Origin of the sequence: Zhouia spongiae (assembly GCF_022760175.1) — a bacterium.
Taxonomy (GTDB): Bacteria; Bacteroidota; Bacteroidia; order Flavobacteriales; family Flavobacteriaceae; genus Zhouia; species Zhouia spongiae.
This window is the reverse complement of record NZ_CP094326.1, coordinates 2630039-2651258: the sequence shown is the minus strand read 5'-3', so window position 1 is coordinate 2651258 and position 21220 is coordinate 2630039. Positions and strand designations below refer to the sequence as shown.

The following is a 21220-nucleotide window of genomic DNA, read 5'->3' as shown; positions in this document are numbered from 1 at the left end:
TATTTAGAATTTTAAATTAGCTGATTCTTCTATTTTTTCGAAAGTTTTCCAACATTGATACATGGCTCTGGGAACGTGAAAGCACCCTTTCCACTTCCCTCCCTTGAGGGTTAATAATGGTTTTCCTTCTCTATTCAGATAACCAAACCACTCTCCGTTATCGGGATCGGCAAAATGAGACCAGGCATAACTATGCACCTTTTCATACCACTCCCAAACCTTTCGATCTCCTGTATGCTCAAAAGCTTTTGCCAATGCTACCAAGGTTTCCAAATGTACCCACCATAATTTCTGGTCCCATTCCAGTTGTTGCGGCGGACAACCTTTTACATCCATAAAATAATATATCCCGCCAAACACTTTATCCCAGCTATACTCCAGTATTGTTAGTATGGTTTTAACAGCCTTATTGATCAAACCGACATCGTTCTTCCTGCTTCCGATATCGATCATAAACCACATAGCCTCAATACCATGTCCGGGGTTAAGCAATCTTCCCTCAAAATTATCAGAAAAAGAGCCGTCCGGATTTACGTTTTCATGAATCAGGCCGGAATCCTTTTGCAGGAAAACATTCATGACTTCATTCACACTAAAATCAATGGTCTCCTCCACCTCTTTTTGACTTAACACATCTTCCAACTCCAACACTAAATTAGATAAAATCATGGGTAAGGAAAACCCTTTAAGGGGCCTTACACCTGTTCTTTTTTCGTACTTTCCTTTCGGACCGTCTTTCTTTTTTAAAATATTAAGATACGTGTTTCTGGCTAACTCTTTATAGTCTTCATCTTTTGAAGCTTTGGCATACTGAGCAAAAGCCATGGCTGCAAAACAATCCGAAAAAATATTGTAGGGTTGCACTAGTGGTCTACCGTCCTGGGTAGTTGCAAAATAGAAATTTCCGTTTGCATCCATAGCGTGGTCTCTCAAAAAGTCAACCCCATTTTCTGCTATATCCAACCATATTTCTTTGTGTTCTACATTGTTATATAGTACCGCAAACATCCATGCCTGTCTACCTTGTAGCCAAGTAAATTTATCTGTATCGTAAACCCCTCCATTCTTCGACAAACAGGTATAATATCCACCATTTTTGTAGTCGACAGAGTGTTGTTCCCAAAAGGGAATAACATCTTTTAAAAGTTTATTTTTATAATATTGAGAATAATTCATAACTTTATTATGTATGACATAAAACAAAAATATAGAATTCTTTTTGATAACCGAGCATTATTTTTGTTAAATACATAAAAGTCATGTAATTCTAATATTACTTATAATAACTATATTATTTTTGTGAGGTGCTCTCGCATATCGAGAGTCCAAATTAAATGTACCAAGGCATAAACAGTATGAAAAAAATAAATAAGATTCAGCCCATAGATACGCTTTCATTAGTCGACAAAGTGGAGCTCCGGCTTATGCAGTATTTTAAAGAAAATAATTTAAAGCCGGGAGATCCTATTGCAAAAGAACTTGACCTGTCTGATTCTTTGGGTGTGAGCCGTACGGTTGTCAGAGAAGCTTTATTACGTTTAAGAACCTTAGGCTTTATTGAATCAAAAAAGCACAAAGGGATGACATTCAAAGAGCCTGATATTATCAATAATTTTGAAAGGATTCTCGATCCGAACCTATTAGGCCAAAAAACATTAAAAAGTCTTTTTGAATTGCGCCTGATTCTGGAAATGGGCATGGCAGACTTCCTGTTTGAATACAAGACAGAAAAAGATATTGAGGAACTGGTAAAAATAGTTGAGGCAGAAGAGGCTTCCAGTTATGACAAAACTGTTTTTTCTCTTGACAAAGAGATTGCTTTTCACGGTAAGCTTTACGAGATCTCTAAAAATACTACCCTACAACGCTTTCAGGATTTATTGTTACCCGTATTTGAGTACTTGTATCAACAAGAGGAATTTAAAAATGATGCAAATTATGAATACTCTTCGGGCAAATTTGTCACGCATCGCATGCTGCTGGATAATTTAAAAGTCGGAACTCCTGATACATTCAGAAGTGCCATGCGAAGACATCTTGAACCGCATTTTGACCGTGTATTTTATAAGAACAATAAATAGCACACATTCAGCTACCTCAAAAAAAGCTCATTAGCAATTAAAAGAAAGAGTTAAAAAACATTTCGACGCAAGCCCTATGAAATTCCGTCAGGACTATTTCACAAGGGCAGGTCCAATGAAATTCCTTCAGGAATAGTTCACAAGGACAAGCGTCGGAGCATTTAAACCTCGATGATCGAGTAAACTGCTACCGGACCAATTCATTATACCATTGAAGAAAATTGTCAGGAGTAAACCGGATGATCATCCGGACGAAACATTTACATGTTATTTTGGAGAACATCTAAAAAGGGGACTGCTGTGCTACAGTCCCCTTTCTCAACCAAATCAATAAAAACTAACTAACTCATTACAAAGGATGATTCAAATGTTCACCTGACTTTTATTAATAACCTGGTGTTTGTTCTAATAAAGGATTGCGTCCTATCATATTTTGTGTAATTGGCAAGAGGAGCTTATACTCATCTCCGGCAGACAAGAACTCTATATTATTTATCACAAAGCTGTTTCCCGCTCTACGCAAATCCCACCATCTTTTCCCTTCACCAACAAACTCCTTATATCTTTCATCTAAAATAGCATTGGCATTATCAGTTTGTGAACTATTGGAATAAGCGTGAACTATGGGGGTGTAATTAGCTCCATAGGCTCTTTCACGGACTAAATTGATTTCACCTGAGGGGTCTTCTCCCAACAGGTTTCTGGCTTCTGCTAAAAGCAACAAAACATCAGCATACCTGTATACCGGAACATCGTTTTCAAAAATTCGCTGTGTCCCATCGATTCTGCCTAAGAATTTATTGAACACAGATCCGTAATACCGGGATTCGACATAAGAATCATAACCTGCTCCTCCGTTATCATCTACAAACAGCCTGATAAAAGTAGCCTCTTTACGAGCATCATCATTGTCGTCTGTTAACAATAGTGTTTTTTCAGAAGGCCCATATCTATTAGCTCCATTGATAATAAAGTCAATACCTGACGGCCCCATAAACTCCCCTTTATCGTTATAAACCTCATGTATTTCAGTAGACCTGCCCGTAAAACTGTTATAGATATTTGAAGCTTCATCTTGTTTGTATTGCAGCGTAAAAATAAACTCACTGTTATCTTCATTTTCAACTCCCCATAAATCAGGAATACTACTTTCTAAACTCATCCCCAGAGAAGCAATCTGTTGCAATGCTGTCTTAGCAACATTAAAATCCGGACTTCCGCCTCCCATCAAATTACCAGACCAGATATAAACATCTCCTTTAAGAGCCAATGTAGCGGCTTTAGACCAGTAAATTGATCCATCTCCGAAAAAGTTCTGAGAACCGAAAGCGCTTAAAGAAGCTTCTATATCGGTCTTAACCTGGACCATTACCTCTGCTTGTGAAGATCGTGCTTTACTTAATCCTGAAGGATTCACATCAGCCAGAGGTTCCGTAATTACAGGAACACCACCCCAGGTTTTTAACAAGGTATAATAGTAAAATGCTCTTAACCCGTATGCTTGTCCCAACATATGCTGCTTGGTTGCATTATTACTAAATTCGATGTCTGGTACATTCTTCAGAAAATCATTCACTCTGTGGATTCTCTCATAAAAGCTCAACCAATCAAACGGTGCTGTTGCAGCTGTAATATTAGATTCTATTAAGTCTACATTAAAAGAAGATTCGAAAGTTCTCCCTCCCCAGATATCGCTTCTGATTTCTCCAAAGAGCCATAAGGTTGAGTAATTTGATCTAAGATCTGCGTACAAACCAGCATGTGCAGCTGATGCCCCTTCTTCTGTATCCCAAAAGCCCTGGGCTGTCAGTTCGCTCGGACTGGTGAGTTCGAGTTCGCTTTCACAAGCTGTTAACGCTATGGCAGCAAACATGATAAATATATACTTTTTCATTCTCTTAAGATTTAAAATGTTACATTAAGTCCTAAAGTAATTGTTTTAGGTAGTGGAAACGCCCCGTACTGGATTCCTCCTATTTCCGGAGTATCACCACTATATTTTTTAAAGTAGTGTAAGTTTGAGCCCGTTATGAAGATATCCAGCTGGTTGATCACGTCTCCAAAGTATTGGGCCGGAACACTATAATTAAGTGTTATCTCTCTTAAAGCCAGGTAATCGCCTTTTTCCCAAAATTTACTATTCCCTGAGTTCAACAAACTATTACTGTCATTAGAGCTACTACCTTCATTACCTCTCCACACATTTCTGGCTCCGTTCACAAAAACGAAACGTGGCCAGTCGGTATCCGTATTCTCCGGTGTCCATGAGTCTAATATTTCTGCGGGTTGATTCAGATTTCCCTGGGTCTGTGCATATCCTTTGGCCCTGATATGGTTCCATACAAGATGTCCGGTAGCAAAATCTGTTTTTACAAATAACTTGAAGTTCTTATATTTTAAACTTGTACTGAGTCCCCCCACCAGGCTGGGAGTTGTACGTCCAATCACTTTTCTGTCGAGTGTATTAATTATACCGTCTCCATTTTGATCTACCCATTTTACATCACCTGCCCAACGTTTATTCCTGCTGAACGATGGCATCAGTTCATCAGTGATGTTGTTATCTGCATCTGCTTCAGCCTGATTGGCATAAATATGGTCTTGTTCATAGGCGACAACCAAGTCCAGACCTACACGTTGACCTTCTTGCAGACCACCTACCCATTCTTCTTGTCCCGTAGATGAATTGTAAATTTGACCCCCCCCCTGCCTGTTCAGCTCATTATCATTATCCGGAAGATTTACCACATAATTTTTATTTGTCGTAACAGTACCTCCTATGTTCCAGGTCAGGTTTTCATTACGGATGATATCTCCATTTACCTGGAGTTCGAAACCTTTGTTTCTCAGGGTTCCGTTATTGGTCAGTATTGATGAAAAACCGGTATAAAGCGGTAAAGTCAGATCCGCTATTTTGTCCTTAATATCTCTAGAGTATACATCTGCAATAAAAGAAAGCCGGTTATCGAACAATGAAAGATCAAGCCCCACATTAAAAGAGGTTACTTTTTCCCATAAAAGATCCAATGTTGGTAAAATCTCACTAGCAAAACCAGATGCTCCGTTATAAACCCCTCTATCTCCATATGATCCATAAACTCGATAATTAACAGGCACATCATTCTCCCTGATTCTTTGAGTTCCTCCTAAAACATCTTGATTCCCGTTAACCCCATAACTTATTCTCGGTTTCAATCGGGTTATATAATTACTTAATGCGGCATCAGAAAACCATTCTTCGTTATGCGCATTCCATCCTATGGACACACCTGGAAAGAAACCAAATTTATTGTTCCCTAACCTTGACGATCCGTCATTTCTGAAAGTAAAGCCAAAGAGGTATCGATCGTCGTAATCATACAACAGCCGTCCAAATGCCGATGTGATCACATATTCAGTCTCAAAGCTAAATGGAATTCCATCTGCTTCAGCTCCAGCATTAAGCGTTGTTATTAAATCTGTTGGAGAATTTCGGGTACCGGCATTGGTCGTATAGAAGTTGTCTTTAAAATACTCTGCTCCTAATAAAGCATTAAAGTTATGTTTGCCAAAACTTTTAGTATAATTTAAGGTACCCGTTAACTGGTTTCTTAATGTTCGGTCAAGACTTACCGAGGCATTTCGTGTTGCATTCAACGAACCATCAACGCTACTCCCTGTTCTGAAAGCTTTATTAAAACTTTCATTATGGTTATTTATCGTAAAATGACTCCCGGTCAATGAAAATGTAAAATGGTTCATAAACTCCCAATCAAAACCAACAGAAGCTGATAAACGTTGCTCTAAATTTTTTCTGATAAATTTATCCTGATAGTATAACGGGTTACCAAAACCTTGATTCTGACCTGTTGCGTAAACATCAGACCATGAGCCATCAGGATTATTATTATAAGTCCTGGATGTAGGTGCCTGCCCCTGGAATCTTCTGAATACAGTATCATCGCCCCCCAAAGGACTTCGGTTTAAGTTTGAATGTGAGTACAATACATTAGCGTTTACTTTAAAGTTATCTGTGATCTTGTAGGTGCCTGCAAACTTGCCTGAATAACGTTTAAATCCAGAGTCAAGGATCAAGCCTTCATTATCTAAAAGCCCTAAGCCCAGATAATATGTGCCTTTGTCATTACCCCCGTTAAAAGATAAATAATGATCTTTTGTAGTGCTGTCTTGATAAATTCTGTCTGCTACCTCAGTATTTTCATAAAACAATATCTGCTGTGCAGGATCTAAAACGTCGGGAATTGACCTCCAGCCCGGTTGATTAAGAAGGTATTCATTTTCAGGAGTCAATAATTGTGTGGTAAAAGGGGAGTCTATTGCATTTCCTCCAATTCCCATACTGTTCCCTCCGGTTAAAAATGCTCCGAATCCGCCAGGATTATTCCATGTTTCCCTATACCAGGCTATAGATTGTCTGTTGTAGTTTATAAAATCTTCTGCTCCAAGGTACTTTTGGTCATTTCTCTCTTCATTCATACTAAATTTATACTTATAGTTGATTGAGGATTTACCTGCTTTACCCGATTTTGTAGTGATTAAAATGACTCCGTTGGCAGATCGCGCTCCATAAATTGCAGTAGCTGCCGCATCTTTCAGGACTTCAACAGACTCAATATCATCTGCGTTTAAAGCATAAAAAGAGCCCGGTATTCCATCTACCAGAATTAAAGGAGATGCGGTTCCGGAAAAATTAGTTCCCCCACGTAAAACTATGCTTGGTGTTGAACCTGGTTGGCCGGTATTATTTGTGACCCTCAAACCGGCAACCGTACCTTGCAGAGCAGTAGCCGCGTTAGATCGTGTGGATGTCTCCAGGATCTCAGTATCTAATTTAGATACGGAAGTTGTTAGTTTTGCTCTGGACTGTGTTCCATAACCGGTTACAACGACTTCATCGAGTGTATTGGTATTAACCTTCAAAACTATATTAAAGCGTATTTGGCCGGCTACCTTAATCGTTTGTGTTATATAGCCTACATAGCTTATAATCAGAACATCCGTTTGATCTGCAGTAATAATAAAATTACCATCAAAATCGGTTTGAGTACCTTTTGAAGTCCCTTCAATTAGAACCGTTGCACCAGGCAAAGGTGTTCCACTCTCATCTGCAACAATTCCTGTCAGCTCCTTCTCTTGTGCGTACATTCCTGTCGCCAGAAACAACAGGGCAAAACAAAAAACCCTTTTTCCATGAGCCCCAAAGGCTTTTTTGATGGACAGGACCTTTACTTGAATTTGTCTCAATAAATAATTCATAAAAAAATTGTTTGGTTAATAATTAATGATGGTTAGCAATAAAATGTATTATGTATTACATATGTTTTTAAATTTTTTAGTGATTTATTGATAGCATATGAAAATTCAAACCAGATTGTTCCATAGCAATTTGCGCCCTTTTCAAATCGGCATCACTAAGTGTCAGATGCGGGAATCTGCTCGGACCACAATCGATACCTAAAATTTTCATAAAGCTTTTTCCTGCGCCGTTAAATCCGCCGTATCCGTCAAGTATCTGTACAAACTGAACAGCGAGGTTCTGTAAAAAGTTGGCTCGTTCATATTGTTGTTCGTTGAACGATTTATAAATCTCATGATATAGCGGGGCTAAATGATTGTATGTACTGCCTACCCATCCATATCCTCCAAGTGCTATGCTATTCACAAACATCTCGTCTATTCCGAAAAAGAGCTCCAGATCACTATCTTTTCTATGCTTATATTGAACGCATTGCTGAAAATCCACAAAATCATTATGAGTGAACTTAACTCCCCTGAAATTGGGAATTTGGTCTGAAGCCATTTCAATAAAATCACGCATATTGAAATGCGTTCCTGATAATACAGGAATATGATAGTAGTAAAAGGGAAGTTCAGGAGCAGCCGTTGCCACTTCTTTACAATATTCAACCAGTTTATCTAAGGTTCGCACCTTAAAATAATACGGTGCAATTACTGCTACACCATCGGCAAGACCAACAGAATGTTTGGCTAGATCAACCGCTTCCAGCAGCGAAGTATGACCAACATGATTAATAACCTGAAAACCAGGAATTCTTTGAGCGCTCCACGCTTCAGCAATGTCCTTGCGTTCATTAGTGCTCAGGGAAGTAAAATCTCCGGTAGAACCATTTATAAAACTTCCCTTTATATTATTAAATTTTAAAAAGTCTCCATATTCCCTGACAGCGTCAAGGTTTAGACTTAAATCACTATGCATCGGAGCATAAGTAGCAGCTATCAAATTCATTGCATCATATTGTATTATGTATTACATATACAAATGTATAAAAAATTATCACCCCACAATATTTTTAACAAAGAAATTGCCTCATATTCAGTTTTAGCTGCCAATGAAATAAAAATTGACTTTAACATGCTTTCTTAAATCATAGATTCACTATAATTAAAAGTCATCGGCAGGCACCGCATTAAAATTAATGAATGTTAAAATTAAAGGTAAATTTATTTTAGTTAGGATTCCTTACTATATTTGCATTGTATTTTAACTTAAACATATTAAAATGGCTAAATCAATTTTTTATCACGCTGGATGTCCGGTATGCGTAAGTGCAGAGAACGACATCATTGAACTCATCGGAGAGACCCAAGTGGATATTATTCATCTTGGGGAAGAAACCACTCGAATTAAAGAGGCTGAAAGTGCAGGTGTTAAATCGGTACCTGCATTGGTAACCCCTAAGGGACATGTTCTTCATATAAATTTTGGGGCTAGCCTTGACGATCTCAAAAACTAATTTTTTTGATCAAAATTGTTAGGATTCCTAACGTGTAATTCACTAACTTTACCTGCCGGAACTAACTCGGCAGGTTTGGTGTTATGAAAAAAAATGTATTCAATCCGGAGTACCAACAAGAAGATATTTCCGGTAAAATTGTTTTTGGTCTGGGGCGAATTTCAGAAGTATACAAAGCCCTTTTATGGGATAAGGCTAAAGTAGCCGGTTTGAGCCCCATACAGATTCAGCTTTTACTGTTTATAGATAGTCACCGAGATGACTTCTGTAATATAAGTCACCTGGCTAAAGAGTTTAATGTTACCAAACCAACCATCAGTGATGCTATAAAGGTTCTGCATAAAAAGGAGCTTATTATTAAAAACCATTCACAAACGGATAGCAGAAGCTACACTATAGCGCTCTCCCCTTCCGGCCATCAGATCATTAACCCTACAATAAATTTCGCACAACCGCTTCAGGCTCAAATTGACACTCTTAAAAAAGAGCAGATTGAAGATCTGTTTAAAACCTTAAGTGAGTTGATCTATAAACTAAACCGTTCCGGAATCCTTCAGGTTCAGCGAACTTGTTTTGCTTGTAAATACTATAAAAAGAATAATGATACGCATTATTGCTCTCTTATGGAAAAGCAGTTACAGAATCAAGAAATACGTCTGGATTGTCCTGAATTCAGTGAATAAAAAAGGGTTTACTTTACAGCAAACCCCTGAGAACAAAACTTTGGTGGTTACCTTTTGAGATAATGGATCTCAGAAAGTTCGTTTAGTGTTTTTGCTGCTTGTTCGGCGGTAATATCACGTTGAGGGTTCGCAAACATTTCGTATCCAACCATAAATTTCTTAACAGTAGCTGATCGTAAAAGCGGTGGATAAAATGACATATGAAAATGCCATTCATCATGTTCTTTTCCATCTGTCGGTTTTTGATGTATCCCTGCCGAATATGGAAACGAAGTCTCAAATAAATTATCATACATGATTGTCAGTCCTTTTATAGCTTCCGCAAATGATTTCTCTTCATCATGAGATAACTGATCAATGCCCTGCATGTGCCTTTTTGGAATGATCATGGACTCATACGGCCAAACTGCCCAATAAGGGATTAAAGCCACAAAGTGATCGTTCTCGATCAGAATACGTTCGTTTGCTTCTAATTCTTGCTCCAGATAATCCGATAACATGCTTTTTCCATTTTTATCCCAATATGACTTCTGGTTTGCTGTTTTTTTAATAATTTCTTCAGGAATTGACCTTTGTGCCCAAATCTGACCGTGTGGATGTGGATTGCTACATCCCATGATCTGTCCTTTATTTTCAAATATCTGCACGTTGTTGATAGCTTCAAGACTTCCCAACTCTATATATTCTTCTTTCCACTTCTGCACTACTTTCGCTATATCTTCTACATTCATTAATGGTAATGTTAGCGAGTGGTCGGGTGAAAAACAAATTACCTTGCAAATACCTTTTTCCGTAGCAGCTTTGAACAAGCCGTCATTAACTTCTTCTGTTTCAACATCGGGCAAAAGGGCTGCAAAGTCATTCGTGAAAGTATAAACATCATCGTAGTCCGGGTTCAGGTCGCTAGAAGCCCTCTTATTTCCCGGACATAAATAACAAGAGGGGTCGTATGTAACTGTTCTGGTCTCTCCCTTGTCTTCTGTTTTCCCCTGCCAAGGTCGCTTTGTCCTGTGGGGAGATACTAAAATCCATTCTCCTGTGAGAATATTGTATCGCCTGTGTGGTTTATTATAAATTGATGTTTTCATTCTTTAAAATATGGGTTCCGTTATCGATACTTACTTTTAACGGGGTTAGTGCTATATTAAATTCTTTTTGATAGGCTTCAGCAACTTCCGAAACATACGATGCAGCTATATCTTTATGAATCAGGTTTATTGTACATCCGCCAAAACCTCCTCCCATCATCCGGGAACCAAGGACTTCGGTAAACTTCTTTGAGAAGTCAACCAAAAAATCAAGCTCTTTACAGCTTACCTCATATTTTAGTTGTTGTCCTTCATGGGCAAGGTAGAGCATCTTTCCAAAAAGGACCAAATCGTCATTTTTAAGTGCTTCTGCCGCCTTTTGTACCCTATCGTTTTCTTCTATAACATAAGAAGTCCTTTTAAAAAGAATTTCGGGAAGAATCTCTTTAAGCTTTGAAATTTCTTCCGGTTGCAGATCTCTAAAACTGCTTACTGCTCTATAATGTTCATTGATGAGCCTTATCGCTTCTCTACATTCTTCTCTTCTTTTATTGTATTCGCTATCGGCCAGATTATGAGAAACATTAGTGTTCAATAGCCAAAGTTCATATGGTTCAAATTTAGCCGGGATTTCTTTTGAGGTGATTGTCTGACAATCCAGAAGCAATAAGTTCTTCTTCTTCCCAAAAACCGATGAATATTGGTCCATTATACCACATTCGACCTCTGCATACACATGTTCGGCTTTCTGAGAAATATAAATGAGCTCTTCTTTAGGGATGTTAAGCTCAAACAGGTCGTTAATTCCAAAAGCAATTGCATTTTCTAAAGCTGCGGAAGAAGACAAACCCGCTCCCAATGGCAGATCGCTATCAACCAGTATATCAAAGCCGGCATCTAAATGGTGATCTTTATTTATGATGTCGACAACCCCTACGACATAATTTATCCAGTTTTTTGAAGTATTCTTTTCTATTTGCCCAAGTTCAAAACCAAAACTGTCTTTTAAACTTAACGAATGAATGGTACAATTATTAATGGTGTTGTTTTTTGCAATGGCGCAATACACCTTTTTATCTATCGATGCAGGCATTACAAATCCATCATTATAATCTGTATGCTCTCCAATTAAATTAATCCTGCCTGGTGAGGCAATTAAAAGTGGTTCTCTTTCAAATCTCTTGATAAACTCTTTCTTAAGATTTGTGACAATTGTATTATTCAATGTAATATTTTTATTTATAATGAATCTCGATTAATTACTATGCTCCTGTTCTCTATTTGCATTCTCTGATTTCCGGTAATCATTTCTGCCAGTGTTTTCCCCATATATTTAAAATCCGTAGAAAATGTGGTGATACCATTCGCGACAACTTCTTTTAACGGTGTTTCGTTATAAGAGATGATCCCTATGTCGCTTCCTATCTTCAACGACCCCATTTTGGCTATTTTGACCACTTCGATCAAATCTTTATCATCCAGTACCAATATTGCATCCTTGTAACTCAATTTGGCTCCTTCGACATTCTTATAATGCGAATAATGCAATCCAAAACTTTTACAGAACAATTCGAACCCCTGAAGCATCCCCTGAGGTTGTTTATCCGGATTATAGATCAGTTTGATTTCCAGATAGCGTTTTAACTGTTTACTCACTTTTTCAAGTCCATAATACATATCTTTTTTAAAGTTTTGAAAAACAGCAGGAAATGATGATAATTCGTCTGAAATCTGGTCTAGGACATATACCTTATCATTGGGCAGGGTTGAAACTATATCTGCTACTCCTTCAAAATTAGCAGGCATGATAATGTAATAGTTATAATTGCCCGAACTATCGTGTATGAGCTTCGTAAACAGTTTTTTATTGAAATGATGGAAATAAATATCGACCTCTATATTTTCTTCTATATTGAGCAAAAAAGAATTATACAGGTCTTCTTTGAAGGCATTTAATTCATCAAACAATAAAAAAACGCGTTTCCTGACATCTAAGGAAGTGTTTTTTACATAATACCCTTTTCCGGGAATCGATTGAATGATCCCACGGGTTTTTAATTCGTTAAATGCCAATAAAACGGTATCTCTTGAAAGCGAAAACTTTTGCTTAATGTTATTAATAGACGGTAGTTTGTCGCCCTTCTCCAATTCCTGAGATTGAATTGCCTCTTCGACAGATTCGATTATCTGTCTATACTTCGGCACCCCTTTGTTGTTTTCTACTTTAATCACTTCCATGGTACCAAGATACGAAGTCAACAGCAACTAGTAGCAACTGGTAGGGTTTATTTCCGGCTGTTACCGATAAATTCAGTACTAGTCAAGAAAAAACGACAAGCGTCATAGGGAATCATTTGAGCTAACAGACATATAAACACAAAAAGTTTCCTCCTAAAACCGGGATTAAAAACAGTCTATTAAGTCTAAAGCCTCCTGTACTTCTATACAAATTAGACCCCGTTGAAGGAGGTATTTATTTCTGAGATTGTTCATATAGATAGTCCCTGGTAGGTTTAGAAATATCGTTAATATACTTCAATTCATCTTTTGATTGTTTCTTGGCATCAACGAAGACAACATTTGTTAAATATCTTATCATTTCCTTTAAGCGTTCTCTTGACTCCAAACTCCCTATAAAGTAAGCCGACAATGACGCCAAAAGGCCCACTAAAACCATAATCACCGTATACATCCAAAAAGGCAAATCGTTGGCAGGGTAGAAAACCCAGGTAATGAAATAGCCCCCTATGGTTCCTCCAGCAAGACCCAATAAAAATTTTCCCCGACGTAAAAGCACATCTTTAATGACTACAGAGCTGATCATTATATCTATTGCCAGGGTAAAAATCACAAAACCAATACTGAAACACCATATGAACTTATGTCTGGAAGAAAAACCAACCACTTTATTTTCCTCCCTTATTCTATTGTAATTTTCAGCATTAATCTCTTTATTTTTTGAAGCTACATTTAACTGATTGTTCAATATGCCATATTCGGTAACAAACTCATCTTTTGAAATTACCCCCAAAGCCAATCTATTAGACAGATCCAAAATATTTTCTTTTAACTCTGAGACCTTTTCGGAGCTTGCCGAAAACTCCTTGTATGCTGCGGAAACTTCTATTTCCTCGGAAGGGAAATAAATATGAGAGAAGAAAACAGCCGCAATCAGGGCAGCTGTAATCATGTATGAAACTATTTTAAAATTCTTAAGGCTTGTCCGGCTTACCGTCTCCGTCTTTGTCTCCCGGGCTAGCGACCTTGTCTTTATCGGTTGCATATATTTCATCTGTTTCTTGAACATTGCTATCAGGGGTACAAGAAATTACGAGTCCTCCAACTGTTAATAACACTAAGATTAATTTTTTCATGATTGATTAATTTAAAAGTTAATATTAAAAAGCTTTACCCTTTAAAATTACTTTGTTAATCAATCAGTTACATATTACATCTGAAGAAGTTTTAAACTACTTTTTAACAATCATAAAACTTCTTATACTGAAAGCTAATATAATTATTATTGTAAAAGATTTGTTAATTTTTTCGACAAAACGCATGTTACGTAAAATCCTAAAACAAGCTCCAGCATACGCCGGAGGTCCTTACCTGTACACCAAAATGCCTGTCGTAATATTTCTGTTTCCTACCAATATATGTATCGGTAAAATTATTAAACACCATCATTTATAAAAAAACAATATATTGTATACCAAACAACTTATGTTTCAAAATGAAAATTGTTTCTTGGAATGTTAATGGGATTCGTGCTATCCTCAAAAAAGATTTTACAAAATCGTTAAACGGACTCAATGCAGATATTATCTGTCTGCAAGAGACCAAAGCACAGGATCAGGAGGTTCTCAAGGCTTTGGAATCACAATCTTCTTATCATATTTATGTAAACTCTGCTGAACAAAAAGGTTATTCGGGAACTGCAATACTATCAAAAGTAAAACCTATACAGGTTCGCTATGGTATGGGAGTTGAAGAACACGACAAAGAAGGCAGGGTTATCTGTGCCGAATACGATAATTTCTATTTAGTTAATGTATATGTCCCGAACTCGGGCAGGGAACTTATTCGCTTAGATTATCGTCAACGATGGGATGCCGATTTTTTAAACTTTTTACAACACTTAAATCGGAGGAAACCTGTTATTGCTTGTGGTGACTTTAATGTTGCACACAGCCCCATCGATCTTAAAAACGATAAAACCAATTATAACAAAACAGCCGGTTATACACAAATCGAAATTGATGGCATGAATAACTTTATAAACAACGGATTTATTGATAGCTACAGGATATTATATCCGGATACTGTAATGTACACCTATTGGAGTTACCGGTTTAATTCGAGAGCCAAAAACGTAGGTTGGCGTATTGACTACTTCCTTGTACATAATCGTTTTACAAATCATATCAAAGACATTAAAATCCATACAGACATCATGGGCTCTGACCATTGCCCGCTAAGTATGGAATTAAATATCTAACAGGACTCCTAATACAAAGGGTTATAGCAGTCTTCAGGGCATTTTGCTCGATAATCGAGTTATCCCGTAAGCCATCAGGAGCTCCGACGCTTGTCCCTGTGAAAAGTTCTTGAAAGAATTTCACGGAACCGGCGTCGAAATGTTTTGCTCATGCACGAGCCGGCTCCATCGCGAAAAAGCTACGTTGTATCTTTTTTTTTACGCCCGGCTCTCTCGTGGGATTGCTTCGAGGTCGTTTACTTTAAAATCTGTACTGGATAGTCATGAACAGCTCAAATTCATTTTGAGATTTCCCGTCTATATATTCCTGATTATTGTATATCCCCTGAATTCCGGTCATAAAATGAGCATTTAGCTGCCTGTAATACCCGACGCCGAATCTAAAGGAGTCCAAACTTAATCGTCTATCTATTTGTCCCTGAATAGAACGTTCATCTGGTGAACTTCCATACCCGGCAATTACAGTTGCATAATCAAACCGGGTATTCATATAATAGCGGGTAGTAAAGGTCAACGCCGGGTACCATTTTTTATCTTGTTCTAAAAAGTACGATCTAAGATTTATCCAATACGATCCCAAATACTTGCCTATCCCGGCTACAACTGAAACCATAGACATATCATTACTTTCGGTAAACCTTACTCCTACCTCAGACTCCCATCCTTTTCGAAAGTTATGGTAATATGAATAATTAAGCCTTAATTCCGGAAAAACATCATCATCAGAAAAAGATACTCCTGCATAAGAATAACTTAATTTTTCTTTTCCCATAAAAAAATATGATTCAACTTCGTATTGTAACCCGTTTACCACACTTTCACCTCCAGATAATCTATCAGCATAATTTATACGCCCAATCAATGACCCCCAATTTCTTTCTCTTATATACTGAACACTTCCCAAATGCCAAGGCCCCGTATTTTCTCTGTCAATAACGGTAAATGAATAATTTAAACCTATCCTATCTGCTTTGTCTTTAGATTCTAATATAATTTTACGTTGCTGTAATTCTGAGTCATTTGGATATAACTGTATAAGTTCGAGCAGGTATTCTTTCTCTCCTTTATCATTATTTTGTAGTTGATAGAGTTCTAACTTTTTCCTCCAAAAAAATTCATTTTCAGGATGTGCTTCGATAGCTTTGCCCACAACCTCCATTGCGGTGCCATAATCCTTTTCTTCAACCTCCAGATTTATCAGATATACAAAAGAGGCTTCATATTTTGGGTTTTTATCTATTACATAATTCAGATAATATCTTGCACTGTCTTTTTGCATAGTCATTTGATATGCTCTTCCCAAAAACAAATGAAAGTCCAAATAATCGGGAGCTAAAGCTATCCCTTTTTGGGACTTTTTTATCGCTTTCTGATAATCTTCAGAGCGGATATCCTCTATTGTTTTAACCAGTAAGCTATCTACATCTACCTGTTGGGCGCAGGTTATTGTATATGAACAGACCATTAAAACCAAAGCTGAAAAGTATTTATAAATTTTTTCTTTTACCATTATTTATTTTTTTGAATACTAAACCCTCTACGTTGCATATTTCCCCATTGTTGCTCTTTTTTTCTAAAAAAATGCCAATATCCTTTCAGGGAAGAATAAATACTAACCGGATGGTATACTATGGGCTCAATAATGGCCATGCCTATTAAAATAATTAGCTCTCTTAAGCTTGCATAACTCTTATATAGGATTTCATCAAGCAAGATAGATATCATCGTAATATTAATATAAAAAATATATACAGCCAGAATACTCCACATAAAAAACGCTACATTAAGCACCCCTGAAAAATAAGCTATAACAATAACTATAAGTCCTAAAAACTCTATGATAGGCACTAAGAATTCAAAACTAAAAAAGTATGGCAATGTCAAGAATGCTGTCCGTCCATATTTAGGGTTGAAAAACATTTTTTTGTGTAACTGTAAGGTTTGTATGAGTCCTCTTGCCCACCTTGTCCGCTGCCGTATAAAAACCTCTCTGGTTGAAGGCACCTCTGTCCAGCATAAAGACTCAGGGATGTATTTAATTAAAAACTTCTGCTTTGTATCATACATGTATTTCCGCATACGGGTTATCAATTCCATATCTTCTCCTAAAGATTTATGCCAATATCCCCCTGCTGCAATGGCTATTTCTTTATCGAACATCCCTAATCCTCCTGAGACCAATAAAAGTCCGTTTAATTGGCTCCATGCCATTCTCCCAAAAAGAAAAGAACGGATATACTCCAGCTCCTGAAATCTGGGATACCAACCTTTTGGAAAGTGTACTTTTAATAAAAAGCCGTCTTTAACCTCACAAGAATTTGATATTCTGATCGCTGCCCCTGTAGCAATCACCCTTTTCTCATATATTAAAAATGGTTTTACTAATTTTATAATGGTATCCTTTTTTAAGATGCAATCTACATCCGTACAAATAAACAAGGGATATCTTGAAGAGTTGATGCCAGCATTCGATGCATCTGCTTTACTTTTCCCGTTCTTTTTATCGACTACCAAAAGTTTTGAATAAATTGGATTTGTAGATTTATAGTGTCCTTTAACTGGTTGTGTTTTTATTTGTTCCCGATAATAGAAATCAACTTTTACCAGGTTAAATTCATCGATCAGCTTTTGAAGGGTATCGTCCGTACTCCCATCGTTTATAATAATAATTTCGCTTTTCGGATAATTAAGAGACATCAGGGATTTTACGTTATCAACAATGGTAAGTCCCTCGTTATATGCAGGGGCAATCACCGATACTCCTTTTATATATTTTGCTTTTAACAGAAGCTCTTCGTGTATATAATGCTTAGAGTTTATATACTTTTTGACCGCATAATACGAAAGGAAAGCCAAAAACATATAAAACAACAAATATGCTGAAGAGAAAAAAGCTATAAAATATTCGAAACCTGTATAGAATTGGTATAATATTTCTTTCATGAGTTTAATAAATAGGGGCTTTTTATGTGTTGCCTGATTAACTCGACATCTTCATCATTCCTAAATGAGTTATTAAGATAATCTGCATTTATCTGATTTAAGCATCCGACAGCTGCCAACTTTAGGTCTCCATCTATTTTATCTGATGTAATAAAATCATAGAGAAAAATCAACGAGTATTCCGAACCGATAACACGTAGCGCTTCTAATATTACTAAAGCATTTTTTTTACTATTTTCTGACTTTAGCTTTTTAACCAATTCACCTTCAGCTTCAGACAAGTACAGTTCTTTTACAGCCAGTATCGCTTCAAACCTTACCGTTTCATTCGGTGAATTCAATAAGTCGATAATTCTTCTTGATGCTGCGGGATAATTATAGAAAACCATAAACTTAATTCCGAGCTTGACAATAGAAGGGTTTTCAGAATCCAACCACTGATCAATGTTCGTTGGCATCGCTGGTTTTCTCTCATAAAGTATATGAACTATTTTATGTTCACTTGCTTCTAATATGGGTTGTTTGTAATCTACCAAAAAATCTAATGGTCCTGTACTTAAATACAAAAAGGCTATATATGCATTTGATCGTAATTTTTTATGTTTATGATTTAAATAAGGCTTAATATACCTTTGGCCATCATTAAATCCCATTGCCTGGAAATGATAAAAACCTATACTCTTTTTATACCATTTCCTACTCTTTATAAGCTTCAGGCTATATTTATGAAGATTTACCATAACATAAATATTCAGTAACCTATCTGAAAAACTTCCTTTAACACTGTATTTAAAGTCTATCAGCTGCTTTATAAAAATATTTTTACACCAGTTTTTATGAAATGGAATTGTCTTTAAAAAGCCATCTAAACTCTCTTTAAAATTATGGTTTTCAGATAAATTGAAGACTTCAGTTGTTAAATAATCCTCTATAAGATTTCTTACATTATCAATCCTACTTTGTCTGACCTTATATCCCAAGCGGGAAACAATAATCAAAAACAAAATCAACAACAGGAATATTAACAATAAGGGTAAAACAAATTGTTTTAGGATTATTTCAGGAGAATAATACATTGAGAAGTACTGCTATATTTATATTAGCTTATCTACTTTGGTTTTCTTGGCCTCCAGCAATCGTTTTATTCGCAAAATGAATTCTCCGGGACTAAAAGGTTTAGCTATAAAATCGTCGGCACCTAAATTAAACGCTTTAGAAACAGCTCTTTCTTCTTCCCCCAATGCAGAAAATACAATCACAGGAATATGTGCATAATTGCTTTTAACAAAAACTAGTACCTCCAACCCACTTTTCAGGGGTAGCATAATATCTGTTATAATGATATCGGGTTCAAACTCCGGAATAATATTAATGGCTTCATTACCATCATGAGACATCATTACACTAAACTCTTCTCCCGGTAAGATATGATTTAGTATTTTTACGGTAAGCGTATTATCTTCTACCACAAGAACTTTAGGCCTGCTCTCTCTCTTTTTAAGTTCACTTTTCATAGTTTGGGGATTCATTCTAATATTAAAAATATAATTTTTATTCGGTAGAACACTACATACACCTTCTTTTTAACATTTATATCTATGATTCTTATAGACAAAACACCTTAAAAACTTTTTTAATTTAAAATGGCGCTGCTATTGTTATGTAACAACTGTTACAGATTGATTAATCCTGTAAATCTAATTTTGCCCTAAAAAATTAAATTATGTTTTTCAATTTTTTCAGACAGAGATCCGATAATGGATTCCTTAAGGTTCTTAAAGCAGCAGATTTTAAAGCTGCAATTAACATAAAGAATGTACAACTGATTGATGTGCGTACGGAAAATGAGTTCAGTTCAGGACATATTGAAAATGCAGTGAATAAAAATATTTTTAATTCTGTCCTTTTCGAGAACTACATAAACACCCTTGATAAAGACCAGCCTGTATTCCTCTATTGCCAATCAGGTATGAGAAGTAAAAAAGCTGCACGGAAAATGCGCTCCAAAGGATTTAAAGAAGTCTATGACCTGCAAGGCGGATACGGGAACTGGAGAGGTTAGCTGTGATCTTCACAGAAAATCATTTTTCTTATTGTATAATGAATCCGGATTTTCATCGTTGTAAATAACGACACTCAAAAAATTGTATCGATGAAAATAAGTAATTTATTCACCATGATTTTTATAATGGTAGCAATGTTGGCATGTGGAACGTATGATGACGACGGTAATTTTAATTCCATACCAGATGGGAGCAATAATGTAGATAAATGTTTAAATTTTGGTGATGCCCAATTAAAACTTACCATTCAGGATAAATATACGACCCTTCCGGGCAAGGTTTCGGTTTTTTTTAAAGTAAATGATTTACAAGGCAATCCTGTTCCCGGGCTATCTGCCGGTAATTTCACCATATATGAACAAGGAAGAAATGATGATTGTTTTAACACTATTTCTTCGTCTGAATCACAAGCCAGGATTTCACCCAATGCCCAGATTTTTAACAGCAATACCCTGTTAATACTTGATCTGAGCAATAGTGTATTAAGTTCAAGTCTTCAGGAATTAAAAGAAGCTTCCATCAGCTTTATTAACAGTGTAATGCCTGAACCGGCAGGCGATGCCTTTAAAATGGCTATCTATTGGTTCGACGGGGAAGACACGTTACACTTACTAAATGAATTGACTTCAGATGCAAATCAACTAATCAGTGCTATCGAAGGAATTACAAGCGACATCAGTAATGACCCTTCTACAGATTTATACGGTGCGGTCATTAAATCTGCCGACATCGCAGAAAATCTTATCGATGAGCAAGAACAACAATCCATCATTTCGGCTGCTTCTGTTGTTATTTTTACCGACGGAACAGATCAGGCCTCCCGCTATACGGAAAACGATGCGTTGAAAAAGGTGAACAATGCTGATGAAAACATTTCCTATTTTACCATAGGACTCGGAGGAGAAATCGACGAAGAAGTACTTGAGAATATTGGTAAAACCAGTAGTGCTTTTGCGGGAAATAAAGAAGAGCTGGTTACGACATTCAATGAAATATCGGTCAAAGTTTCCGGACAAGCCAACAGTTATTATTTATTTGAATATTGTAGTCCTAAAAGAGACGGCAGTGGGGTTAACAATCTTGTGATACAGGCCAGAAGCGGAACGATGCAGGGTGCCGTACAAACTAAATTTGATGCTACCGGATTTACCGGCGGCTGTAAATAAAAC

General features: G+C 36.7%; 19 protein-coding genes. 6 read left to right on the top strand and 13 right to left on the bottom strand.

The window, feature by feature from the left end; all coding sequences use genetic code 11:
• Positions 1-3 precede the first annotated feature (3 nt).
• Positions 4-1176: a n-acyl-d-glucosamine 2-epimerase gene (locus MQE36_RS11645; RefSeq protein ID WP_242936148.1), complete on the bottom strand. Its 1173-nt coding sequence runs from the start codon at positions 1174-1176 to the stop codon at positions 4-6.
• A gap of 179 nt (positions 1177-1355) precedes the next feature.
• Here MQE36_RS11645 and MQE36_RS11640 point away from each other — a divergent pair, with 179 nt between their 5' ends.
• A complete protein-coding gene (locus tag MQE36_RS11640) occupies positions 1356-2081 on the top strand; it encodes a FadR/GntR family transcriptional regulator (RefSeq protein WP_242936147.1) in 726 nt (241 codons plus the stop codon).
• Positions 2082-2466: 385 nt separating this feature from the next.
• Here the strand turns inward: MQE36_RS11640 and MQE36_RS11635 are convergent, their stop codons facing one another.
• The 3 genes from MQE36_RS11635 to MQE36_RS11625 form a co-directional block, all read right to left on the bottom strand.
• Complete coding sequence (locus MQE36_RS11635; protein WP_242936146.1) at positions 2467-3975, bottom strand: RagB/SusD family nutrient uptake outer membrane protein; 1509 nt, start codon at positions 3973-3975, stop codon at positions 2467-2469.
• 11 nt (positions 3976-3986) lie between these two features.
• The gene (locus tag MQE36_RS11630) at positions 3987-7337 is read right to left on the bottom strand and encodes a SusC/RagA family TonB-linked outer membrane protein (RefSeq protein ID WP_242936145.1); all 3351 of its coding nucleotides are present in this window, start codon (positions 7335-7337) and stop codon (positions 3987-3989) included.
• A 76-nt stretch (positions 7338-7413) separates the two neighbouring features.
• Positions 7414-8328, bottom strand: a complete 915-nt coding sequence (locus MQE36_RS11625; protein WP_242936144.1) for a dihydrodipicolinate synthase family protein — start codon at positions 8326-8328, stop codon at positions 7414-7416.
• A gap of 274 nt (positions 8329-8602) precedes the next feature.
• Between MQE36_RS11625 and MQE36_RS11620 the strand changes: the two genes are divergently transcribed.
• Positions 8603-8836: a thioredoxin family protein gene (locus tag MQE36_RS11620; protein ID WP_242936143.1), complete on the top strand. Its 234-nt coding sequence runs from the start codon at positions 8603-8605 to the stop codon at positions 8834-8836.
• 83 nt (positions 8837-8919) lie between these two features.
• The gene (locus tag MQE36_RS11615; RefSeq protein WP_242936142.1) at positions 8920-9519 is read left to right on the top strand and encodes a MarR family winged helix-turn-helix transcriptional regulator; all 600 of its coding nucleotides are present in this window, start codon (positions 8920-8922) and stop codon (positions 9517-9519) included.
• A 47-nt stretch (positions 9520-9566) separates the two neighbouring features.
• Here MQE36_RS11615 and MQE36_RS11610 read toward each other — a convergent pair whose 3' ends face one another.
• The 5 genes from MQE36_RS11610 to MQE36_RS11590 all read right to left on the bottom strand — a co-directional run bounded on the left by MQE36_RS11610 (position 9567) and on the right by MQE36_RS11590 (position 13921).
• Positions 9567-10607: a UDP-glucose--hexose-1-phosphate uridylyltransferase gene (locus MQE36_RS11610; RefSeq protein WP_242936141.1), complete on the bottom strand. Its 1041-nt coding sequence runs from the start codon at positions 10605-10607 to the stop codon at positions 9567-9569.
• A complete protein-coding gene (gene galK / locus MQE36_RS11605) occupies positions 10588-11772 on the bottom strand; it encodes a galactokinase (RefSeq protein ID WP_242936140.1) in 1185 nt (394 codons plus the stop codon). Before galK ends, MQE36_RS11610 begins: the two co-directional genes overlap by 20 nt.
• A 14-nt stretch (positions 11773-11786) precedes the next feature.
• Positions 11787-12785 carry a GntR family transcriptional regulator gene (locus tag MQE36_RS11600; protein WP_242936139.1) on the bottom strand — a complete coding sequence of 333 codons (999 nt, stop codon included), beginning with the start codon at positions 12783-12785 and terminating at the stop codon, positions 11787-11789.
• Between the two features lie 235 nt (positions 12786-13020).
• Positions 13021-13737 carry a hypothetical protein gene (locus MQE36_RS11595; protein WP_242936138.1) on the bottom strand — a complete coding sequence of 239 codons (717 nt, stop codon included), beginning with the start codon at positions 13735-13737 and terminating at the stop codon, positions 13021-13023.
• Positions 13738-13759: 22 nt separating this feature from the next.
• On the bottom strand, positions 13760-13921 hold the full coding sequence (locus MQE36_RS11590) for a hypothetical protein (RefSeq protein WP_242936137.1): 162 nt from the start codon (positions 13919-13921) through the stop codon (positions 13760-13762).
• A 359-nt stretch (positions 13922-14280) separates the two neighbouring features.
• Here MQE36_RS11590 and MQE36_RS11585 point away from each other — a divergent pair, with 359 nt between their 5' ends.
• Complete coding sequence (locus MQE36_RS11585; protein ID WP_242936136.1) at positions 14281-15045, top strand: exodeoxyribonuclease III; 765 nt, start codon at positions 14281-14283, stop codon at positions 15043-15045.
• A 241-nt stretch (positions 15046-15286) separates the two neighbouring features.
• Here MQE36_RS11585 and MQE36_RS11580 read toward each other — a convergent pair whose 3' ends face one another.
• The 4 genes from MQE36_RS11580 to MQE36_RS11565 form a co-directional block, all read right to left on the bottom strand.
• Complete coding sequence (locus MQE36_RS11580) at positions 15287-16555, bottom strand: YaiO family outer membrane beta-barrel protein (RefSeq protein WP_242936135.1); 1269 nt, start codon at positions 16553-16555, stop codon at positions 15287-15289.
• Positions 16555-17988 (bottom strand): glycosyltransferase family 2 protein, encoded by a 1434-nt coding sequence (locus tag MQE36_RS11575; protein WP_242936134.1) that lies wholly within the window; start codon positions 17986-17988, stop codon positions 16555-16557. The genes MQE36_RS11580 and MQE36_RS11575 overlap by 1 nt, the downstream gene beginning before the upstream one ends.
• Positions 17985-18998: a HEAT repeat domain-containing protein gene (locus tag MQE36_RS11570; protein WP_242936133.1), complete on the bottom strand. Its 1014-nt coding sequence runs from the start codon at positions 18996-18998 to the stop codon at positions 17985-17987. Before MQE36_RS11570 ends, MQE36_RS11575 begins: the two co-directional genes overlap by 4 nt.
• Positions 18999-19082: 84 nt before the next feature.
• The gene (locus MQE36_RS11565) at positions 19083-19502 is read right to left on the bottom strand and encodes a response regulator transcription factor (RefSeq protein WP_242936132.1); all 420 of its coding nucleotides are present in this window, start codon (positions 19500-19502) and stop codon (positions 19083-19085) included.
• A 209-nt stretch (positions 19503-19711) separates the two neighbouring features.
• On the opposite strand from MQE36_RS11565, the gene MQE36_RS11560 reads away from it, so the two are divergent.
• Entirely contained in the window at positions 19712-20050 is a 339-nt protein-coding gene (locus tag MQE36_RS11560; RefSeq protein ID WP_242936131.1) for a rhodanese-like domain-containing protein, read from the top strand.
• 90 nt (positions 20051-20140) lie between these two features.
• Entirely contained in the window at positions 20141-21217 is a 1077-nt protein-coding gene (locus MQE36_RS11555; RefSeq protein WP_242936130.1) for a vWA domain-containing protein, read from the top strand.
• Positions 21218-21220: the final 3 nt, after the last annotated feature.